Here is a 19,169-nt window from a genome sequence, read left to right on the forward strand (position 1 = left end):
CATTCTCAGTCGAATGTCCGCTTCAGCCGACGCAATCGAAACTGTGGTGGGAATACTTTGTCGCTCCGTGTCATTCTCAAGCAAGAATGACGAAGCGTCTTCCACAAGAAGAGCTGCGCCGTCGTTGCTCACCTTTGTGACGAACACAGGCAGGCCGGCGGTCGACCAGTAGTCCCGGTGCAAGCCGATGGGAACAGAACGTCGATTCTCCACTGTAAAATGGTCATCGGTTCCCTTGGATTGAAAACCTGCCACGAAGGCGGTTGCGGCACCGGTGGCATTTGGCTCCTTTTCATCGAATAGAGTGGCGAAGCCAACTAGATCGATCCCTGAATCCATATCCTGGGGCCATTTGAACGTGTAGATGTTCATCTTCCGTAGTTCTTTCATGAGCGCCGCTTCGCCTTCTTGGGCGGCGTTCATGTTGGCAGGTGTCTTAGGAAGCTGCGCTCTCACGCTCAATACTGTACAAGCGCGGGCGGCCGAGTGCGTCATCGCCCGGTGACGATTCCGGTCCTAAATGTCCGTACCCAACTCGACCGGAGGGGGAGACGTCTTGTTACCGGGACTGAGGAACAAGTGATTGCCTTCTGCCGGAGGGTGTCATGGCCTCTTCCATGTCGCCCTCATCTCCCTCAGCGCACAAGATCAGCAACCCATCAGGAAGGGGTGCCTCCAGATTGTTCAGGGCCGGACCCTTGCCGTCTTCAAGCTTCAACCGGATCTGGTGCTCCAGGACAGCAAGGGACCACCCGTGGCGGACAGTCCGTTCCGCATGCCATTCACGCTAACCCTGGTTCTCAAGACGGTCGAAAAGAGCGACGTTGTGGCTCCAAATTTTTGTGCAGGCACTGTTCGCACAAATTCAACCCCCACCGTTCCAGGCTTGGGCAAATGCGTGCATGTAACAGAGATTCCTTCGCGACAGGCCCTTCAAATGTGAAAATTCCCGACACAAAGTTCCACACGAGGCAAACGGGGCCAGCCACCGTGCGATCGCCTACACCCAACCACTTCGATAAGTCAAGCTTTGTCAACACTCAGGGGCCAAATAGGCCCCTGACCTGCGGAAACACTGTGCCCGAGGTGGGACTCGAACCCACACACCTTTCGATACCGCATTTTGAGTGCGGCGCGTCTGCCAATTCCGCCACTCGGGCGCGGAAACACCGAAACAAGACTAACCGACGTCTGGCTCTTCACAGAACTCAACGCTCCCTGTTGCAGTGCGCGAAACTACTCTACATGCAGATAGGCTAATTTCCAGAACCGGCTCGGCGGAGCAATAAATCATACGCAGGGACCGGGTGCAACTAAGATGGTTGAGAACCCGCCGTACGTCTTGAAGGAGATCCCGTGTCAGAACAGACGGAGTCCAAGCCCGCATCCCAGCCGGCACGCCGAGTAGTTGTCGCAGAAGATGAAACCCTCATCCGACTGGACATCATCGAGATCTTGAAGGGCGAAGGCTACGACGTTGTCGGTGAGGCCGACAACGGTGAGAAGGCTGTCCAGCTGGCCGAGGAACTGAAGCCGGACCTGGTCCTCATGGACGTCAAGATGCCTGTCATGGACGGCATCTCAGCAGCGGAGAAGATCGTCAAGGCGAGGATCGCCCCCGTAGTCCTCCTGACGGCGTTCAGCCAGAAGGAACTCGTGGAGCGCGCCCGCGACGCCGGGGCCATGGCTTACGTCGTCAAGCCATTCACACCGGCTGACTTGATCCCTGCTATAGAAATTGCGCTTTCCCGCCATGAGGAGATCAGGGCCCTTGAGAACGAGGTGACCGACCTTCAGGAGCAGTTCGCCACGCGCAAGCTTGTGGAGCGCGCCAAGAGCCTCTTGACCACGAAGATGGGACTCACGGAGCCGGAAGCCTTCCGGTGGATCCAGAAGACCTCCATGGACCGTCGCCTCAGCATGCGCGAGGTCGCCGAGACCATCATCAACCAGGTCAACTAGCACTCCCCCGCGAAGGGCGCCGCTTCCAATGGGATAGCGGCGCCCTTCGTCGTCCCCGGCTCGCCCCCGAACAGCCCCAGCACCCCCGGCCACCAACCACCCGGACCCGGAACCAAAACAAAACAAAGGAGGCCCCGCCAAACGGCGGAACCTCCCCTGCTTGATCCTAAAGCTGATCCGAAGAGATCAGGCCTTCGACTTGGCCTTCTTCTTTTCCGGCCACGGTCCGACCTTTTCCTTGCGGGCTGCGGCCTCTTCCAAGCGGGAAGTGTCCGCGAGGTCGCCCACCTTGTGGACCTTGAGCGAGTTCGTGGAACCAGCCTGTCCGGGAGGCGAACCGGCAGCTATGACCACGAGGTCGCCGTTCTCCACGATCTTCATCTCGAGGAGGCTGCGGTCCACCTGGGCCGTCATGGCGTCAGTGTGACCCACCATGGGAACCAGGACGGGCTGGATGCCCCAGGTCAGCGCCAACTGGTTCCAAACGTGCTCCACCGGGGTGAAGGCGAAAACCGGCTTGACGGGCCGCAGGCGGGACAGGCGGCGCGCCGAGTCGCCGGACTGGGTAAAAGTACAGATGTACTTTGCGTCCAGCTGGTCGGCGATTTCGACGGCGGCACGCGTGATGGCGCCACCGCGGGTCTTGGGCTTGGTACCCAGCGGAGGAACGCGCTCAAGACCGTGCTCTTCGGTGGACTCGATGATCCGGGCCATGGTCTTGACCGTCTCGATCGGGAACTTGCCCACGCTGGTCTCGCCGGAGAGCATGACTGCGTCGGCGCCGTCGAGCACTGCGTTGGCGCAGTCCGAAGCCTCGGCACGGGTCGGGCGCGGGTTATCGATCATCGATTCAAGGACCTGTGTGGCCACGATGACCGGCTTGGCCCAGCGGCGCGCCAGTTCGATAGCGCGCTTCTGGACGATCGGAACTTCCTCAAGCGGGAGTTCCACGCCGAGGTCTCCACGGGCAACCATGATGGCGTCGAACGCGTCGATGATTTCGTGGAGCTGCTCCACTGCCTGCGGCTTCTCGATCTTGGCGATCACCGGCACGCGGCGGCCTTCTTCGTCCATGATTTCGTGCACGCGCTTGATGTCGGACGCATCGCGGACGAAGGACAGAGCCACCATGTCGACACCGCGCCTCATGGCCCAGCGGAGATCGTCCTCATCTTTTTCGCTCAGTGCGGGGACGTTGACGGCAACGCCGGGCAGGTTGATGCCCTTGTTGTTGGAGACCCAGCCACCGACGGTCACCGTGGCGACCACCTTGACGTCGTCAACCTCGATGGCGCGCAGTGCAACCTTGCCGTCGTCGATCAGCAGTGCGTCGCCGACGTTGACGTCTTCGGTCAGGCTCTTGAGCGTCGTGGAGCAGATTTCCTTGGTGCCCGGGACGTCCTCGGTGGTGATGGTGAAAGTGTCACCGACCGCGAGTTCGTGGGGGCCGTCGACAAATCGACCCAAGCGGATCTTCGGGCCCTGCAAGTCGGCCATGATGGCAACGGGCTTGTGGAGCTGGGCGGAAGCCTTGCGGACGTTCTCGTACGTGTTGTCGTGTACCGAGTAGTCGCCGTGGCTCATGTTCATGCGGGCGACGTCGACGCCGGCTTCCAGCACCGCGAGAGTGTTGTCAAAGCTGGAAATTGCCGGTCCGAACGTTGCCACGATTTTTGCGCGTCTCATATACCTACCCTAGTAGTGTGCTGCAGTTGGAGTTGGGAAAGCGTCGTGCGCCGGTCCTTAGAGGACCGCTATAGCCCGGTCGGTGGGAGCCACCGGCGCGGGAAGGATGGTGCTGCCCATGAGGTACTTGTCGACGGCGGCAGCGCAGGCGCGGCCTTCGGCGATCGCCCAGACAATCAAGGACTGCCCGCGGCCGGCATCGCCCGCCACGAAAACACCCTCGGTGTTGGTCATGTAGTACCCATCTCGGGCCACGTTGCCGCGGCCGTCGAATTCTGCGCTGACCTGTTCGGTGATACCGGCAGGTTCCGCACCCGTAAAGCCGAGCGACAGGAAGACAAGATCGGCCGGAAGTATGCGTTCCGTGCCGGCCTTCGGGAGGCGCTTGCCGTCCACGAACTCGGTCTCGGCGACCTTGACCCCTGTGAGCTTGCCGTTTTCGCCGACAAACTCGACGGTCGAGGCGAGGTAGGTGCGTTCGCCGCCCTCTTCATGTGCGCTGGCAACCTCGAACAAGGTGGGGAACGTCGGCCATGGCTGGTGCGAGGCCCGCTCAAGTGGCGGCTGCTTGCCGATCGCGAGGGTAGTCACGGACGCGGCGCCGTGGCGGTGTGCCGTGCCGAGGCAGTCGGCGCCGGTGTCGCCGCCACCGAGGATGATCACGTGCTTGCCCTTGGCATCGATCTGGCCCTCCACGGTTTCGCCGGCAACCACGCGGTTCGCTGGCACCAGGTAATCCATGGCGAAGTGGATGCCTTCGAGTTCGCGGCCGGGGATGGGAAGGTCGCGCGGAACGGTGGCACCCGTGGCGATCACCACGGAGTCGTAACGGCGGCGCAATTGCTCCCACGTCACGTCGCTTCCGACCGCCACACCCGTGCGGAAGCGGGTGCCCTCGGCCTTCATCTGCTCGACGCGGCGGTCGACCTGTTCCTTCTCCATCTTGAAGTCGGGGATGCCATAGCGCAGCAGTCCCCCGATCTTGTCGTCGCGCTCGTAGACGGCCACGGTGTGTCCGACCCGCGTCAGCTGCTGCGCCACTGCAAGCCCCGCAGGGCCGGAGCCGACGACGGCGACCGTCTTGCCTGAGAGGCGCGCCGGCGGAAGCGGTTGGACCCAGCCGTTTTCGAAGGCGTCGTCGATGATCGAAACTTCAACTTGCTTGATGGTCACGGCTGGCTGGTTGATGCCCAAAACACAGGATGCTTCGCAGGGCGCAGGACACAGCCGGCCCGTGAACTCCGGGAAGTTGTTGGTCGCGTGCAGGCGCTCGATCGCTTCCTCGCCCTTGCCGCGCCAAGTGAGGTCGTTCCATTCCGGAATGAGGTTCCCGAGCGGGCAGCCCTGGTGGCAGAAAGGAACGCCGCAGTCCATGCAGCGGCCTGCCTGGCTCTTGAGCACGCCTTTTTCCTGGGCTTCATAAACTTCTTTCCAGTCCATGATGCGGACGGGAACAGGACGGCGTGGCTGCGTCTCGCGCTGCCGGACTTTCAGAAATCCGCGTGGATCAGCCACCGGTTACCTCCAGGATTCGAGACCATACTTCTTCGCCATCGGGATCAAGGCCCTCTTCGATAGCGTCGAGACGGGTTTGCAGGACTGCGGCGTAGTCGCGCGGCAGAACTTTGGTGATGCGGGCGGCTGTGTCATCGAAGTTCTCGAGCAAGCGGCCTGCGAGGACGGATTCGGTTTCTTCCAGGTGCTTGACCAGGAGGCCGTGGACGATGGTGCGGTCCTCGTCGTCAAGCTCAAGCAACTGCAGTTCGCCGGAATCCAAGGCCTGCTTGTTGACCCGGGCGGGCTGGAGGTCCAGCACGTAGGCCGTACCACCGGACATGCCGGCACCGAAGTTGCGGCCGGTGCGGCCGATGATCAGCGTCTGGCCGCCGGTCATGTACTCGCAGCCATGGTCACCGATGCCTTCGACGACGGCGGTGGCCCCCGAGTTGCGAACCATGAAGCGTTCGCCCACCTGGCCGCGCAGGAACATTTCGCCGCTCGTGGCGCCGTAGCCGATCACGTTGCCGGCGATGACGTTGCGTTCTGCCTGGAAAACGTTGGTGCGGTCCGGGCGGACGATGATCCGTCCACCGGAGAGGCCCTTGCCGACGTAGTCGTTGGAGTCCCCGAACATGCGCAGGGTGATGCCGGCAGGAAGGAAGGCTCCCAGCGACTGCCCGGCGGTGCCCTTCAGCGTGATGTCGATGGTGTCGGTGGCGAGCACATCGATGCCGAACGTCTTGGTGACGACGTGCCCCAGCATGGTGCCGACAGAACGGTCCGTGTTGATGACGTCGACGGCGATCTTCACCGGCGTGCGGTCGCTCAAGGCTTCCGCAGCCATGCCGATGAGGCGCTGGTCGAAGTGCTTGTCCAGCTCGTGGTTCTGGCCGGTGAGGTTCCGCAGGGGAACGTCGTCGTCGAACTCGAGTCCGTGCAGGATCGGGTCGAGGTCCAGGCCATCGGCCTTCCAGTGGTCCACGGCTTCGCGGGTGTCCAGGACTTCAGCGTGGCCGATGGCCTCTTCGAGGCTGCGGAAACCGAGTTCGGCGAGCAGCTCACGGACTTCCTCGGCAAGGAATTCGAAGAAGTTGACCACGAATTCGGGCTTGCCTGTGAAGCGCGAGCGAAGCTCCGGGTTCTGGGTTGCGACGCCGACCGGGCAGGTATCGAGGTGGCAGACGCGCATCATGATGCAGCCGGACACCACGAGGGGCGCGGTTGCGAAGCCGTACTCCTCGGCACCCAGCAGCGCAGCGATGACGACGTCGCGGCCCGTCTTGAGCTGGCCGTCCACCTGGACCACGACGCGGTCGCGGAGCCCGTTGAGCATGAGCGTCTGCTGGGTCTCGGCGAGGCCGAGCTCCCAGGGAACACCCGCATGCTTGAGCGAGTTCAGCGGCGAGGCGCCGGTTCCGCCATCGTGCCCTGAGACGAGCACGACGTCGGCCTTCGCCTTCGTGACGCCGGACGCCACAGTGCCGATCCCGACTTCGGACACCAGCTTTACGTGCACACGCGCCGAGGGGTTGGCCCGCTTGGCGTCGTAGATCAGCTGCGCGAGATCCTCGATCGAGTAGATGTCGTGGTGCGGGGGCGGGGAAATGAGCCCGACGCCGGGGGTTGAGTGGCGGGTCCGGGCTACCCAGGGGTAGACCTTCTGCGCCATCAGCTGGCCGCCCTCACCGGGCTTGGCGCCTTGGGCCATCTTGATCTGGATGTCCTCGGCGTTGGTCAGGTACAGGCTGGTCACGCCGAAACGGCCGGAGGCGATCTGCTTGATCGCGGAGCGGCGCTCCGGGTCGAGCAGGCGGTCCACGTCTTCGCCGCCTTCACCGGTGTTGGACTTGGCGCCCAACCGGTTCATCGCGATTGCGAGGGTCTCGTGCGCTTCCTTGGAGATGGAGCCATAGCTCATCGCTCCGGTGGAGAAGCGCTTCACGATGCTGGAAACCGGCTCGACTTCCTCAAGCGGCACGGCAGGGCGCAGGGTGTCCTTGAACTTCAAGAGCCCACGGAGGGTCATGAGGTTCTCGGACTGGTCGTCGATTCCCTTGGTGTAGGACTTGAAGATGTCGTAGCGGCGTTCACGCGTGGCGTGCTGCAGGCGGAAGACAGTCTCCGGGTTGAACAGGTGCGGTTCGCCGTCGCGGCGCCACTGGTATTCGCCGCCGCCAAGGAGCGGACGGTGCGGCAGCTCGATGCCGCCTTCCGGGTAGGCCATCTGGTGGCGCGCCGAAACTTCGGCGGCGATGACGTCCAGGCCGACGCCACCCAACTGGGAGTGTGTGCCGGAGAAGAATTCGTCCACGAGGTCCTGGGACAGGCCGAGTGCTTCGAACGTCTGCGCGCCGGTGTAGGAGGCCACCGTGGAAATGCCCATCTTGGACATGATCTTCAGGACACCCTTGCCGAGGCCCTTGATGAGGTTGTAGACGCCGTCTTCGGCAGTCACGCCAACCACTTCGCCGGTGCTGATGAGCTGCTCCACGGATTCCATGGCCAGGTAAGGGTTCACGGCGGAAGCGCCGAATCCCACCAGCACAGCCACGTGGTGCGTTTCGCGGACGTCGCCGGCCTCGACCACCAGGGCGGTCTTGGTGCGGTTGGCGCTGCGGAGCAAGTGGTGGTGTACGGCACTGACGAGCAACAGCGACGGGATCGGGGCCCATTGTGCGTTGGAGTCGCGGTCGGACAGCACGATGTACTGCACGCCGCGGTTGATCGCGCCGGAAACCTGCTCGCAGATTTCGGTCAGCCGGCTGCGGAGTGCTGCTTCGCCGCCCTCCGGACGGTACAGGCCGCGGACCTTCATGGCGACCTTGTCGCCGTCGGCGTTTTCGATGTTGGCGATCTTCGCGAGCTGGTCGTTGTTGATCACCGGGAACGGCAGGGAGATCTGTGGCTGGCGGACCTGCCCGACGTCGAGAAGGTTGCCGTTGGGACCGATGGCGCACTTCAGCGAGGTAACGAGCTCTTCGCGGATCGCGTCCAGGGGCGGGTTGGTCACCTGGGCGAAAGACTGCACAAAGTAGTCAAAGAGCAAACGCGGGCGCTTGGACAGCACGGCAACCGGGGTGTCGGAGCCCATGGCGCCGAGCGGTTCGGCCCCGGTCCGGGCCATCGGCCCGAGGAGGATCTTCAATTCCTCGGTGGTGTAGCCGAACGTCCGCTGGCGGATGTTCACGGACGCAGCCGTGTGCAGCACGTGCTCGCGCTCGGGAAGCTCGTTGAGGTCGATCAGGTTGTCCTTGACCCATTCAGCCCAAGGGTTGGCCGCGGCCACCTCGGCCTTGACCTCGGCGTCGTCGATGATGCGGCCGGCTTCGGTATCCACCAGGAACATCTTGCCCGGCGAAACACGGCCCTTCTTGACTACCTTGGCAGGCTCGACCTCGATCACGCCGACTTCGGAGGCGAAGATGATCAGGCCGTCTTCAGTGATCCAGTAACGGCCCGGACGCAGTCCGTTGCGGTCAAGGGTCGCACCAACAAGGTTGCCGTCTGTGAAGGACACTGCCGCGGGACCGTCCCACGGCTCCATGAGCAGCGAGTGGTACTCGTAGAAGGCGCGGCGGGCCGGATCCATCGTGGCGTGGTTTTCCCACGCCTCGGGGATCATCATCATGATCGAGTGCGTGATAGGTCGTCCGGAAAGCCAGAGCAGTTCGGCAACCTCATCGAAGGACGCGGAGTCCGAGGCACCCGGCGTGCAGATGGGGTACAACTCCTCCGGGGAATCGCCCAGCAGCGGGTTCGCGAGTTGGGACTGGCGCGCCCGCATCCAGTTCCGGTTGCCCTTGACGGTATTGATTTCACCGTTATGGGCGATGGTGCGGAAGGGCTGGGCGAGCGGCCACGACGGGAACGTGTTCGTGGAGAAGCGCGAGTGCACGATTGCCAGCTTGGTCTTGAAGCGCTTGTCCGAGAGATCGGGGTAGAACGGCTCCAGCTGGGCAGTGGTCAACATGCCCTTGTACACGATGGTGCGCGAGGACAGGGACGGGAAGTACACGCCGAACTTGTTCTGGGCACGCTTGCGGACACGCCACGCGCGGGAGTCCAGTTCGTTCCGGTCGAGCACCTCGCCCGTGGCGGAAGCAAGGAAAGGCTGCGCGAAGTAAGGCATGCAGGCACGGGCCATGGCGCCGACCAGATCCCCGACTACCGGCACTTCACGCCAGCCAAGAACTGTCAGGCCTTCATCTAGTGCAAGAGCCTCGATGCCGGCCTTCGCGGTCTCGGCCTCGCGGGTTTCAGCCGGCAGGAACGCGGTACCCACCACGTATTGGCCGGGTGCGGGGAGCTCGAACTCAGTGACGGCCCGGAAGAATTCGTCCGGAACCTGCATGAGGAGCCCGGCGCCGTCGCCCGTGCCTTCGTCGGCGCCCACGGCGCCCCGGTGTTCAAGGTTGCGCAGCGCAGTCAGCGCCGCTTCCACGATGTCGTAGCCGGGTTCACCACGCAGCGTGGCAATAATGGCCAGGCCACAAGCGTCCTTCTCCTGCTCGGGGTTGTAGAGTCCCTGGGCTTCCGGGAGCGCAGCGAAACGCTTGAAGGGCGAGATGGCCCCCTGCGGTTCGACTGATTCGGACCAGCTTGGGTTATGAAGATGGGTCATTGAAGACGTCCTTCCTCGAGATCGTGCGAATGGAAGGGACAACGTTGGCCCCACCTTGCCTGCCGTGTGACGGGCATAACAAAGCGCTAGTTACTTGAAATTGTAGGTCAGCGGGCAAGACGCAACGAACAGTTACGCATGTCCCTGACCCAAGCTTGACCGCGGAGCCTCTGTGTGCTGCCGGGCGACTGCCAAGTGTGCCACGACGCTGTGGCCGGGGGCCTCTGGGCGGTAGCCCGGTTCCCCTGTGCCGTAGCGCTGGCTACTTGGTGCTGCCAGCTTCCGGCCCGGATCCGGGGGCTCTGCTGGCGGTGGTTCCGGTGGACGCGGAGCCGGAATCCGACGTGACGCCGGCATGTGACTCCTCGGCCGTTTCCGTAGGCTCAGCAGTATGGCCCAGATCGCTTTGGTTATTCCGGAGATTACCATGAGCACCGGTATCCGAGACAGATCCGTCCGTATCATGGGCCTTCGTATCGGTCACAATTGTGCTGTTCGCCTCAGCAGCAGTCGACTCATCGTCCCCGGCACTTGGGTCAACCGTGGCGGGCTCGTCCTCTTCGGCGGTCACCGCAGCCGGTTCCCTGCCGGGAAGGTACGCAGTGTCCGGCTCCGGCCGGCCACGCAGGCTCAGGACTATGAAGATGATGAGCGCTGCGACGAAGACGAAGATGCTGGTCCATACGTTGAGCCTCGTGGTTATGCCGAACAGATTGATCTGCTCGGCGTCGTCAATCCGCAGAGCTTCGATCCAGACGCGGCCCAGCGTGTAGTAGATGGCGTACAGCCAGAAGAGACTGCCCCGGCGGAAGTGGAAGCGGCGGTCCAGGACGAGAAGGGCCACGACGCCGATGATGTTCCAGAGGGATTCGTAAAGGAACGTCGGGTGGAAAAGGGTGTCGCTAGGCATCCCGGCCGGAAAATTGGGGCTGTTGGGGTCGATTTGGAGGCCCCACGGCAAGGTGGTGGGTCCGCCGAAGAGTTCCTGGTTGAACCAGTTTCCCCAACGCCCGATCGCTTGCGCCAGAAGGAGCCCGGGGGCTGCGGCGTCCAGGAAGGCAGTGAGCTTGACGCCGGAACGGCGGCAGCCGATCCAGGCGCCGACAACGCCGAGAACCACGGCACCCCAGATGCCCAGGCCACCCCGCCAGATCTGCGGGATCAGGGAGAGATCGCCCGTGCCGTTGAAGCCCGGGCCGAAGTAGGCGTCCGGCGAGGAGATCACATGGTAAAGGCGGCCGCCGACAATGCCGAACGGGATCGCCCAGATGGCAATGTCCCACAGGCTGCCTTCGGGAGTACCGCGGCGCTTCCAGCGCACGGCGGTGAGCCACAGGCCCAGGATGATGCCCAGGAGAATGCACAGGGCGTACGCATGGATGCGGAGAGTCCCCCACGGCAGCGGAATATCAAATCCGGACCATGAGGGGCTCGGAATGCTCATGGGAGCCATTGCCGCGACGTGGAGGAGACTCTGCATTGTCTACGCTTTTCCTTTTCTAGGCCTGCGCTGTTGCACGGCCGAGGCCGGCGCTGAGGTTCTTGGTGAGTTGCGCGACGGCGTCGACGCCGCCGTCGCGGATTGCCGCAACCAGCGCGGTACCGACGATCACGCCGTCCGCGTAAGCGGCAATCTCGCGGACATGGTCCGCGGTGGAGACCCCGAGCCCGACACAAACCCGTTCGGCACCGGCTGCATGCGTATCGGCCACAACCTTCTCCGCGGCGCTGCTGACTGACTGCCGGGCTCCGGTGACACCCATGATGGAGACGGCGTAGACGAAACCGCGGCTTGCCTCCACCGTCATGGCCAGGCGTTCGGGAGTGGACGACGGGGCCACGAGGAAGACCCGGTCGAGTCCGTATTTGTCCGAAGCTTCAAACCATTCGGCTGCCTCGTCCGGAATGAGGTCCGGTGTGATGAGTCCGGCTCCCCCTGCCTCGGCGAGCCGGCGTGAGAACTCGTCGACGCCCATGCGCATCACCGGGTTCCAGTAGGTCATGACCAGCACGGCGGCGTCGGTAGCTGCGGTGATGCCCGCTACGACGTCGAAGACGCTGGCGACGCGGAAGCCGTTGGCGATGGCCTCTGTGGTCGCGGCCTGGATGACAGCGCCGTCCATGACGGGGTCCGAATACGGGATGCCGATTTCAATGAGGTCCGCGCCGTTGCGCGCCATGGCGATGCCGGCGTCGATGCTTGACTGAACGTCCGGGTAACCTGCCGGCAGGTATCCGATCAACGCGGCCCGGCCTTGTGCCTTCGCGCGGTCGATCGCGGCCGCAGACTTGCTGCTCATCTGCTCAGTCATCAGTTCTGGCCCCCGTTTGCTTCGTCAATGCTGATCTCAAGGTTGCTGCGTTCGGACGGCCCCTTGGGCTTGCGCGTGGAGAGGGTGGTGCCCTTGACGTTGCCGTTTTCATCCAACATGTGGAACCATTCGGCAGCCGTTTCCACGTCCTTGTCACCGCGACCGGACAGGTTCACGATGATGACCGTGTCGGCCGGGTTTTCCTTGCCTTCGGTGAGCTGCTTGCCCACCTTGATGGCGCCGGCCAGGGCGTGCGAGGACTCGATGGCGGGGATGATGCCTTCAGTCCGGCAGAGCAGGCGGAACGCGTCCATGGCCTCGGTGTCCGTGATGGGCTCGTACGTCACGCGGCCGATGTCCGCGAGGTAGGAGTGCTCAGGACCGACGCTCGGGTAGTCCAGGCCTGCGGAAATCGAGTGGGACTCGATGGTCTGGCCGTCTTCGTCCTGCATGAGGTAGGACCGGGCACCGTGCAGCACGCCGGGGCGTCCGAGGGTGATGGCGGCCGCGTGGCGGCCGGTTTCGACGCCGTCGCCGCCGGCTTCAAAGCCGTAGATCTTCACCGAAGCGTCATCCAGGAAGCTGTGGAAGATGCCGATGGCATTGGAACCGCCACCGATGCAGGCACACACGGCGTCCGGAAGTTTGCCGGTCTGTTCCAGGATCTGCGCGCGCGCTTCCTCGCCGATGACCTCGTGGAAGAAGCGCACCATCGCCGGGAACGGGTGCGCGCCCGCCGCGGTGCCCAGCAAGTAGTGGGTGTTGTCCACATTGGAAACCCAGTCGCGGAGGGCGTCGTTGATGGCGTCCTTGAGCGTCTGGGATCCGTTGGTCACGGGAACCACGGTGGCGCCCAGGAGCTGCATACGGGCCACGTTGAGTGCCTGGCGGCGGCAATCCTCGGCGCCCATGTAGACGACGCATTCCAGTCCGAGCAGGGCCGCGGCGGTGGCGCTGGCAACTCCGTGCTGGCCGGCGCCGGTCTCAGCGATGACGCGGGTCTTGCCCATGCGCTTCGCGAGCAAAGCCTGGCCGAGGACGTTGTTGATCTTGTGGGATCCGGTGTGGTTCAGGTCTTCGCGCTTGAGGAAGATGCGGGCCCCGCCGGCGTGCTGGGAGAAACGCTTGGCTTCCGTGAGCAGCGACGGACGGCCCGAGTAGTTCTTGTTGAGGTCCTTCAGCTGGGCAAGGAACTCAGGATCGGCCTTGGCTTTCTCAAATGTGTCCTCGACTTCGTCCAGGGCGGCGATGAGGGACTCGGGCATCCAGCGTCCACCGTACGAGCCGAAGTACGGCCCTGCGGCGTTGCGGAGCGAGGCTCCACCTTGTAGGAATGCGTCGGCCACATTCTCTTGCGAGTTGGCTGTTGATGCGTCCACCATCAGTCTCACCGTCCTGTTCAGTTGGTAGTTGGGTTTTTCCAGGGCCGCAGGACAGCTACCAGCCGCGATGTCTGCTGCTGTCCGGGTCCACGCCGCGAATCAGGCCTGTCTCATGTCCTGACGGCGATGGCGGCAGCTCCGGCCGCCTTGAATTCGCTGATCCGCTCGCGCGGGGTGGAGTCGCTCACCAGTGCTTCGCCCACGAGGATGGCGTGGGCACCGTTCCGGGCATAATGCGCGACGTCGTCGGCGTTCCGCACGCCGGACTCTGCCACGACAACCGCCCCCGCAGGAATGCTTCCGGCGAGCGAGGCAAACAGGGAGCGGTCGACGTCGAGCGTCTTGAGGTTGCGGACGTTCACTCCGATGATCCGTGCCTGGGCTGCGGCCGCACGCTCGATTTCCTCGGGCGTGTGGGTTTCCACCAAGACGTTCATGCCGAGCTCATGGCTCAACGCGCTGAATTCCCGTAGCTGTGCATCGGAAAGCACGGCGACGATCAGCAGGATGAGGTCCGCGCCATGCGCACGGGCCTCCCAGATCTGGTACTCGTCAACGGTGAAGTCCTTGCGCAGCAACGGAATGTCGACGGCGGCACGCACCGCGTCGAGGTCCGCCAGGGAACCGTTGAAGCGCCTCTGTTCGGTGAGGACGCTGATCACGGAGGCGCCGCCGTCGGCGTATTGCACCGCAAGCGCAGCGGGGTCGACGATGCTCGCGAGATCGCCCTTGGAGGGGCTGCGGCGCTTGATTTCCGCGATGACCTTCAGTTCGTCGCGACTGGCCGACGGACCGCCCAAGGCAGCCCACGCGTTCAGTGCAGGAGCGGTGGCCGTTGCGCGTTCTTTCAGCTCGTCAAGGCCGACAAGGCGGCGGCGGGCCTCCATGTCCTCCCTGACACCGACGATGATGTCATCAAGAACGGTCACGGTCAGTGGCCGGCGTTCTTCAGCTTGCTGCCGTCGACGCCGTAACCGGCCTTGCGCATGGCCCAGCCGGCAATCAGGCCGGCCACCATCACGACGATGCCGGCGATGAAAATGGGGGTGCTGGCGATAACAAAGGCGATGGAGGACACCAAGGCCCCTACCAGCATGACAATCACGCAGGTCCACGCGGCCGGGCTGTTGCCGTGGCCGATGGCGTCGCTGTGGCTCGCAGCGGTCACAGGGGCGTTGCTCGCGGACACTGTGGTTTTGCTCATGTGAAAATCTCCTCAGGATGAATACTGCTTACATTCTGCCATTTATTGACCGCACCCGGGACATCGTCCGACGTCCGGACAGTCGGGTCTTACGTGGGGTCTTCTCCGCGCGAGAGGCTGTCCCAGCTATCGATCTCGTCGACGGGTCCGGAACCCGCGAGGGCTGCCCGGCTGGCGACGTCGTACTTGGTGCGCGCCTTCCAGTGCCGGCCGGCGAGCGGCAGCAAACCACCACACAAAGCGAGCAGGCCGGCAGCCACGACCGCGAGCACGGGGAACACGGTGGCCGACGCAGCCGCCTGCCCACCCGAAATGCCGGTGGTGGCGGCAATGGTTCCCTGCGCCGCACCGAGGGGATTTGCCAGGACCGTCACCGCGGCAATAAGGATGCCTGCCGAGGCAAGCACGACGATCGTTGCAATGATCCAGCGTGAAACCTTGCCCGCGATGGACGATGCCAGTCCCCCGGCAAGGGCGACGAGGGCGAGTGCGGTCACCGCGGTCGCGGCCTTGCTCCCCTGAACGTGGAGGTCGGCATTCGCCGCGGCAGAGGGATCGAGCCGGACGTTGATCCAAGTCTGGGTGGTGGTCCCGAAAACGGCGAGGGCAAGAATTGCCATGGCGAGGACGACGTTGCCCTTCCGTGCCCACACGGGAGGCTTTGCGGTGGCCGCCTGAGGCCGGGTAGCGCTCACGGGGTGGGGTTCCCGTCGACGACTGTCTCCGCGGAAACCGCGTCCGGGGAAATGTTGTGGAGCGAACCGGCGGTGTGCACTGCCCGCAACGGAGCCGCTGCCTTGTTCACGGTCTCGAGCGCTTCGGAAGGCTTGTGGGAATCGGCCACGATGCCGCCGCCGGCCTGGACGTACGCCCGCCCTTCACGCAAGAGTGCCGAGCGGATGGCGATCGCCATGTCCATATCGCCTGCAAAGTCCAGGTAACCCACGACGCCGCCGTAGATGCCACGCCTGTGCGGTTCGAGTTCGTCCAGGAGACGCAGTGCGCGCGGCTTGGGGGCACCGGACAGCGTGCCGGCGGGGAAAGTCGCCTTGAGCACGTCGTATGCCTTAGCTCCGGGGGCCAGCTCTCCGACCACCGTGGACACGAGGTGCATGATGTGGCTGAAGCGTTCCACCTCCATGAACTGGGTGACGTCCACGGTTCCTGCCACGCAGACCTTGGACAGGTCGTTCCGGGACAAGTCCACGAGCATGAGGTGTTCGGCGCGTTCCTTCTGGTCCGCGAGCAGCTCGGTAGCCAGGGCCTTGTCGGCTTCAACGGTCTTGCCGCGGGGCCGCGAACCGGCAATCGGGTGGGTGATGACCTCATTGCCCGTGACCGTCACGAGGGCCTCGGGAGAGGATCCGACAATCGTGTATTCCCGGCCATCGGGATCTTCGAAGCTGAAGAGGTACATGTACGGGCTCGGGTTGGTGTTGCGCAGCACGCGGTAGACATCGAGCGGGTCCGCGGCGCATTCCATTTCGAAGCGCCGCGAAATGACCACTTGGAAGACCTCGCCGTCGACGATCGCTTCCTTGCCGCGATCGATCGCGTTGAGGTACTCCTGTTCGTCCCAGCGTTCCTGCACGCTGGACCCGAAGTCCAGGGCTTCAGACTGCAACACGGATACGGGCTGCTTCACGGGGGTGCTGATCTGGTCCAGCAGTCGCTTCACCCGGGCGACGGCGTCGTGCCAGGCTTCGTCGACGCGTTCGGAACTGTTGTCGAAATTGATCGCGTTGGCAATCAACAGGACGGTGCCGTCCATGTTGTCGTGGACAGCCATGTCGGTCACGAGGTTCAGTGCCAGTTCCGGCAGGTGGAGGTCGTCCTCCGGGGGGCTGGTCAGTTTCTCCCAGTGCCGGACGGTTTCCCATCCGAGGAAGCCGACAAGTCCGGAGGTGAAGGGAGGAAGGTCCGGGAAGCGGTCGGTTTGCAGGGCCGCAATGGTGTCGCGGACTGCGTCGACCGGGCTGCCGTCTACCGGCACGCCGACGGGAGGCTCGCCGATCCAGTGGGCCTGGCCGTCCTTGCTGGTCAGGGTGGCACGCGAACGTGAACCAATGAAGGAATAGCGTGACCATGCGCCGCCGACGGCTGCCGACTCCAGGAGGAAAGTACCCGGCTGGCCGTGGGCCAGCTTGCGGTAGAGCCCGATGGGAGTCTCCGCGTCGGCCAGTACCCTGAGCCGGACCGGGATGACCCGGCTATGTGCGGCGAGTTCGCGGAACTCCTCCAGGCCCGGGCTGATGATTCCAAGGTCCTGCATGGTTTGTGTTCTCCGCCTCTTCTTGTGTGCTTGCCTCAGTGGATGGTGTGTGGTGGCCTAGTCCCGCGCGCCGGTCACGGCGGCGAGGCTCCGGTCATCGAAGCATGTGCGGGTGCCGGTGTGGCAGGCCGCGCCTACCTGGTCGACGCGGACCAGGAGGGCGTCGCCGTCGCAATCCAAGGCCACCGATTTCACGAACTGGACGTGCCCGGAGGTGTCGCCCTTGCGCCAGTATTCCTGGCGGGAACGGGAGAAGAATGTCACGCGTCCAGTGGTCAGGGTCCGGTGCAACGCCTCGTCGTCCATCCAGCCGAGCATCAGCACTTCATCGGTGTCGAACTGCTGGATGATCGCCGCCACCAGGCCGGCGGAATCGCGCTTCAGCGCGGCGGCCAGCTCGTGCGGGAGCGGACTTGCGGGCACGACGGCGGGCTCCGCGGCTAACGGGGCAGCGGGCGTGGCTGGGGGTGTTGACTGCTCAGACATCAGATCAAGTCTAGTGCCTCGTGTGGAGCCGAAATTCAGCGGCGGTTCCACTGCGCAACAGAGCGCGTCTCGTGCTAGTTTCACAAGTGATGCATTTCGTCGATCCCTCCCGCGAAGTACTGGCCGAAACACTCCTGGCGGCCGGACCTGACTCCCCCACGCTCTGCGAAGGCTGGCTGACAAGGGACCTCGCGGCGCACTTGTACTTGCGGGAGCGTAAAGCGGCTGTCGGAATCGGCTTGCTCATCAAGAGCATGGCCAGGGCCTCGGACAAAGCCACGGCCAAACTGGCGTCCAAGCTGAAAACCACGGAAGATTACGCCGATTTGGTGAATACCTTCCGTGCGGGGCCGCCGGCTTTGTCTCCCCTCAAGATCAAGGCCCTCGACGAGTCCTCCAACCTCATTGAATACTTTGTTCACACGGAAGACATCCGCCGCGCCGGAGACCGCTGGGCGCCCCGGGCCCTGGACGAGGAATACTCGGACGCCTTGTGGGATGAATTGATCAAGCGCGCCGCCATTCTCTACCGCGGCGTGGACCTCGGGATCGTGTTGGTCCGCCCCACGGGTCCCCGCCATGTTGCCAAGCGGGCTCCCGTATCGGTTGCCATCGTGGGCGATCCCGGTGAACTCCTGATGCACGCCCACGGCCGCACGCATCACGCGCTGGTCACCTTTGAGGGCCAGCCGGACGCCGTCGCTCTCCTCCAGTCAGCCGAAGTCGGCCTCTGACCCGCGCTTTACCCCAGGCCGCGTTAACCCAACTGGCTCGCAGTTGTTGTCGTTATGAGCCTTCATAACGACAACAACTGCGTGGGCCCACGCCGCCAGGGTTCCCTGGCCGTGGGGCCCCACCGGCGAGGGTCCCTGCCTGAGCTTGCGAAGGCTGGGAGCCGGTGGGGACTTGCGAGGCGAGGGGGGCGGTGGGGACTAGTTGGGTTGGGAACTACTAGCGGACCAGGAAGCCCGCTTCGCGGATCGCTGCCTTGACCTGGGCGATCATGTCATCCGGACCGAAGTGGAACACCGAGGCGGCCAGAACAGCGTCGGCGCCTGCTTCCACTGCGGGCGGGAAATGCGCCGGTTCTCCAGCGCCCCCGGAAGCGATGATCGGGATGTGGACGGCCGCGCGGACCAGGCGGATGAGTTCGAGGTCGAAGCCGTCCTTGGTACCGTCGGCGTCAATCGAATTGAGGAGGATCTCCCCCACGCCGCGTTCCGCGGCTTCCTTGGCCCACGCTATGGCGTCGATTCCGGTTCCCTGGCGTCCGCCATGGGTGGTCACCTCGAAGCCGGAAGCCGTGGGTTCGGATCCGGGCCTCGTCCGCCGCGCATCTACCGAAAGGACGAGCACCTGGGAGCCGAAGTGGCGGGTGATCTCGTCGATGACGTCCGGGCGCGCGACGGCGGCAGTGTTGATGGAGGCCTTGTCCGCGCCGAAACGCAGGAGCTTGTCCACTTCGGCCACGCCGCGGACGCCACCGCCGACGGTCAGCGGGATGAAGACTTCCTCGGCGGTGCGTCGAACGACGTCGAACGTCGTTTCCCGGTTGCCGGATGACGCCGTGACGTCAAGGAACGTGAGTTCGTCCGCCCCGGCGTTGTCATAGCGGTGCGCCAGCTCGACGGGGTCTCCGGCGTCGCGAAGACCCTCGAAGTTGATGCCCTTGACCACACGGCCGGCATCGACATCGAGGCAAGGGATGACCCGAACTGCTACAGCCATTGCTACTCCTGGATTG

General features: G+C 64.0%; 15 protein-coding genes and 1 tRNA gene. 2 read left to right on the top strand and 14 right to left on the bottom strand.

All coding sequences use genetic code 11. The features are described 5' to 3' along the window. Nucleotides 1-456: DUF4365 domain-containing protein (locus tag ABEA18_RS00005; protein ID WP_345446536.1), on the bottom strand; the 456-nt coding region annotated here is incomplete at its 3' end. A gap of 622 nt (nt 457-1,078) precedes the next feature. Next, nucleotides 1,079-1,160: transfer RNA gene (locus tag ABEA18_RS00010), tRNA-Leu, on the bottom strand. Between the two features lie 196 nt (nt 1,161-1,356). Here ABEA18_RS00010 and ABEA18_RS00015 point away from each other — a divergent pair. Next, on the top strand, nt 1,357-1,962 hold the full coding sequence (locus ABEA18_RS00015; RefSeq protein ID WP_269993486.1) for an ANTAR domain-containing response regulator: 606 nt from the start codon (nt 1,357-1,359) through the stop codon (nt 1,960-1,962). Nucleotides 1,963-2,148: 186 nt separating this feature from the next. Here the strand turns inward: ABEA18_RS00015 and pyk are convergent, their stop codons facing one another. The 11 genes from pyk to hisI all read right to left on the bottom strand — a co-directional run bounded on the left by pyk (nt 2,149) and on the right by hisI (nt 17,425). Continuing rightward, complete coding sequence (gene pyk, locus ABEA18_RS00020; protein WP_345446543.1) at nt 2,149-3,648, bottom strand: pyruvate kinase; 1,500 nt, start codon at nt 3,646-3,648, stop codon at nt 2,149-2,151. A gap of 57 nt (nt 3,649-3,705) precedes the next feature. Then, a complete protein-coding gene (locus ABEA18_RS00025; RefSeq protein ID WP_345446546.1) occupies nt 3,706-5,163 on the bottom strand; it encodes a glutamate synthase subunit beta in 1,458 nt (485 codons plus the stop codon). Continuing rightward, nucleotides 5,156-9,769, bottom strand: a complete 4,614-nt coding sequence (gene gltB, locus ABEA18_RS00030) for a glutamate synthase large subunit (protein WP_345446549.1) — start codon at nt 9,767-9,769, stop codon at nt 5,156-5,158. The genes ABEA18_RS00025 and gltB overlap by 8 nt, the downstream gene beginning before the upstream one ends. Before the next feature lie 262 nt (nt 9,770-10,031). Next, complete coding sequence (lgt, locus tag ABEA18_RS00035) at nt 10,032-11,249, bottom strand: prolipoprotein diacylglyceryl transferase (RefSeq protein WP_345446552.1); 1,218 nt, start codon at nt 11,247-11,249, stop codon at nt 10,032-10,034. 19 nt (nt 11,250-11,268) lie between these two features. Next, complete coding sequence (trpA, locus tag ABEA18_RS00040) at nt 11,269-12,081, bottom strand: tryptophan synthase subunit alpha (RefSeq protein WP_284990675.1); 813 nt, start codon at nt 12,079-12,081, stop codon at nt 11,269-11,271. Next, entirely contained in the window at nt 12,081-13,463 is a 1,383-nt protein-coding gene (trpB, locus tag ABEA18_RS00045; RefSeq protein ID WP_345446558.1) for a tryptophan synthase subunit beta, read from the bottom strand. Before trpB ends, trpA begins: the two co-directional genes overlap by 1 nt. 110 nt (nt 13,464-13,573) lie before the next feature. Then, entirely contained in the window at nt 13,574-14,392 is an 819-nt protein-coding gene (gene trpC, locus ABEA18_RS00050) for an indole-3-glycerol phosphate synthase TrpC (RefSeq protein ID WP_345446561.1), read from the bottom strand. Between the two features lie 2 nt (nt 14,393-14,394). Continuing rightward, nucleotides 14,395-14,667, bottom strand: coding sequence for an HGxxPAAW family protein (locus tag ABEA18_RS00055; protein ID WP_345446564.1), 273 nt, complete (start codon nt 14,665-14,667; stop codon nt 14,395-14,397). 89 nt (nt 14,668-14,756) lie between these two features. Then, nucleotides 14,757-15,362, bottom strand: a complete 606-nt coding sequence (locus tag ABEA18_RS00060; protein ID WP_345446567.1) for a Trp biosynthesis-associated membrane protein — start codon at nt 15,360-15,362, stop codon at nt 14,757-14,759. Then, nucleotides 15,359-16,939 (bottom strand): anthranilate synthase component I, encoded by a 1,581-nt coding sequence (locus ABEA18_RS00065; RefSeq protein ID WP_345446570.1) that lies wholly within the window; start codon nt 16,937-16,939, stop codon nt 15,359-15,361. The genes ABEA18_RS00060 and ABEA18_RS00065 overlap by 4 nt, the downstream gene beginning before the upstream one ends. Before the next feature lie 57 nt (nt 16,940-16,996). Next, nucleotides 16,997-17,425 (bottom strand): phosphoribosyl-AMP cyclohydrolase, encoded by a 429-nt coding sequence (gene hisI / locus ABEA18_RS00070; RefSeq protein ID WP_345446573.1) that lies wholly within the window; start codon nt 17,423-17,425, stop codon nt 16,997-16,999. Nucleotides 17,426-17,514: 89 nt separating this feature from the next. Between hisI and ABEA18_RS00075 the strand changes: the two genes are divergently transcribed. Next, the gene (locus ABEA18_RS00075) at nt 17,515-18,159 is read left to right on the top strand and encodes a TIGR03085 family metal-binding protein (protein WP_345447042.1); all 645 of its coding nucleotides are present in this window, start codon (nt 17,515-17,517) and stop codon (nt 18,157-18,159) included. 217 nt (nt 18,160-18,376) lie between these two features. Here ABEA18_RS00075 and hisF read toward each other — a convergent pair whose 3' ends face one another. Further along, complete coding sequence (gene hisF, locus ABEA18_RS00080) at nt 18,377-19,153, bottom strand: imidazole glycerol phosphate synthase subunit HisF (protein WP_345446576.1); 777 nt, start codon at nt 19,151-19,153, stop codon at nt 18,377-18,379. Nucleotides 19,154-19,169 lie beyond the last annotated feature (16 nt).

This window comes from Arthrobacter gyeryongensis, assembly GCF_039543785.1.
Lineage (GTDB): Bacteria > Actinomycetota > Actinomycetes > Actinomycetales > Micrococcaceae > Arthrobacter > Arthrobacter gyeryongensis.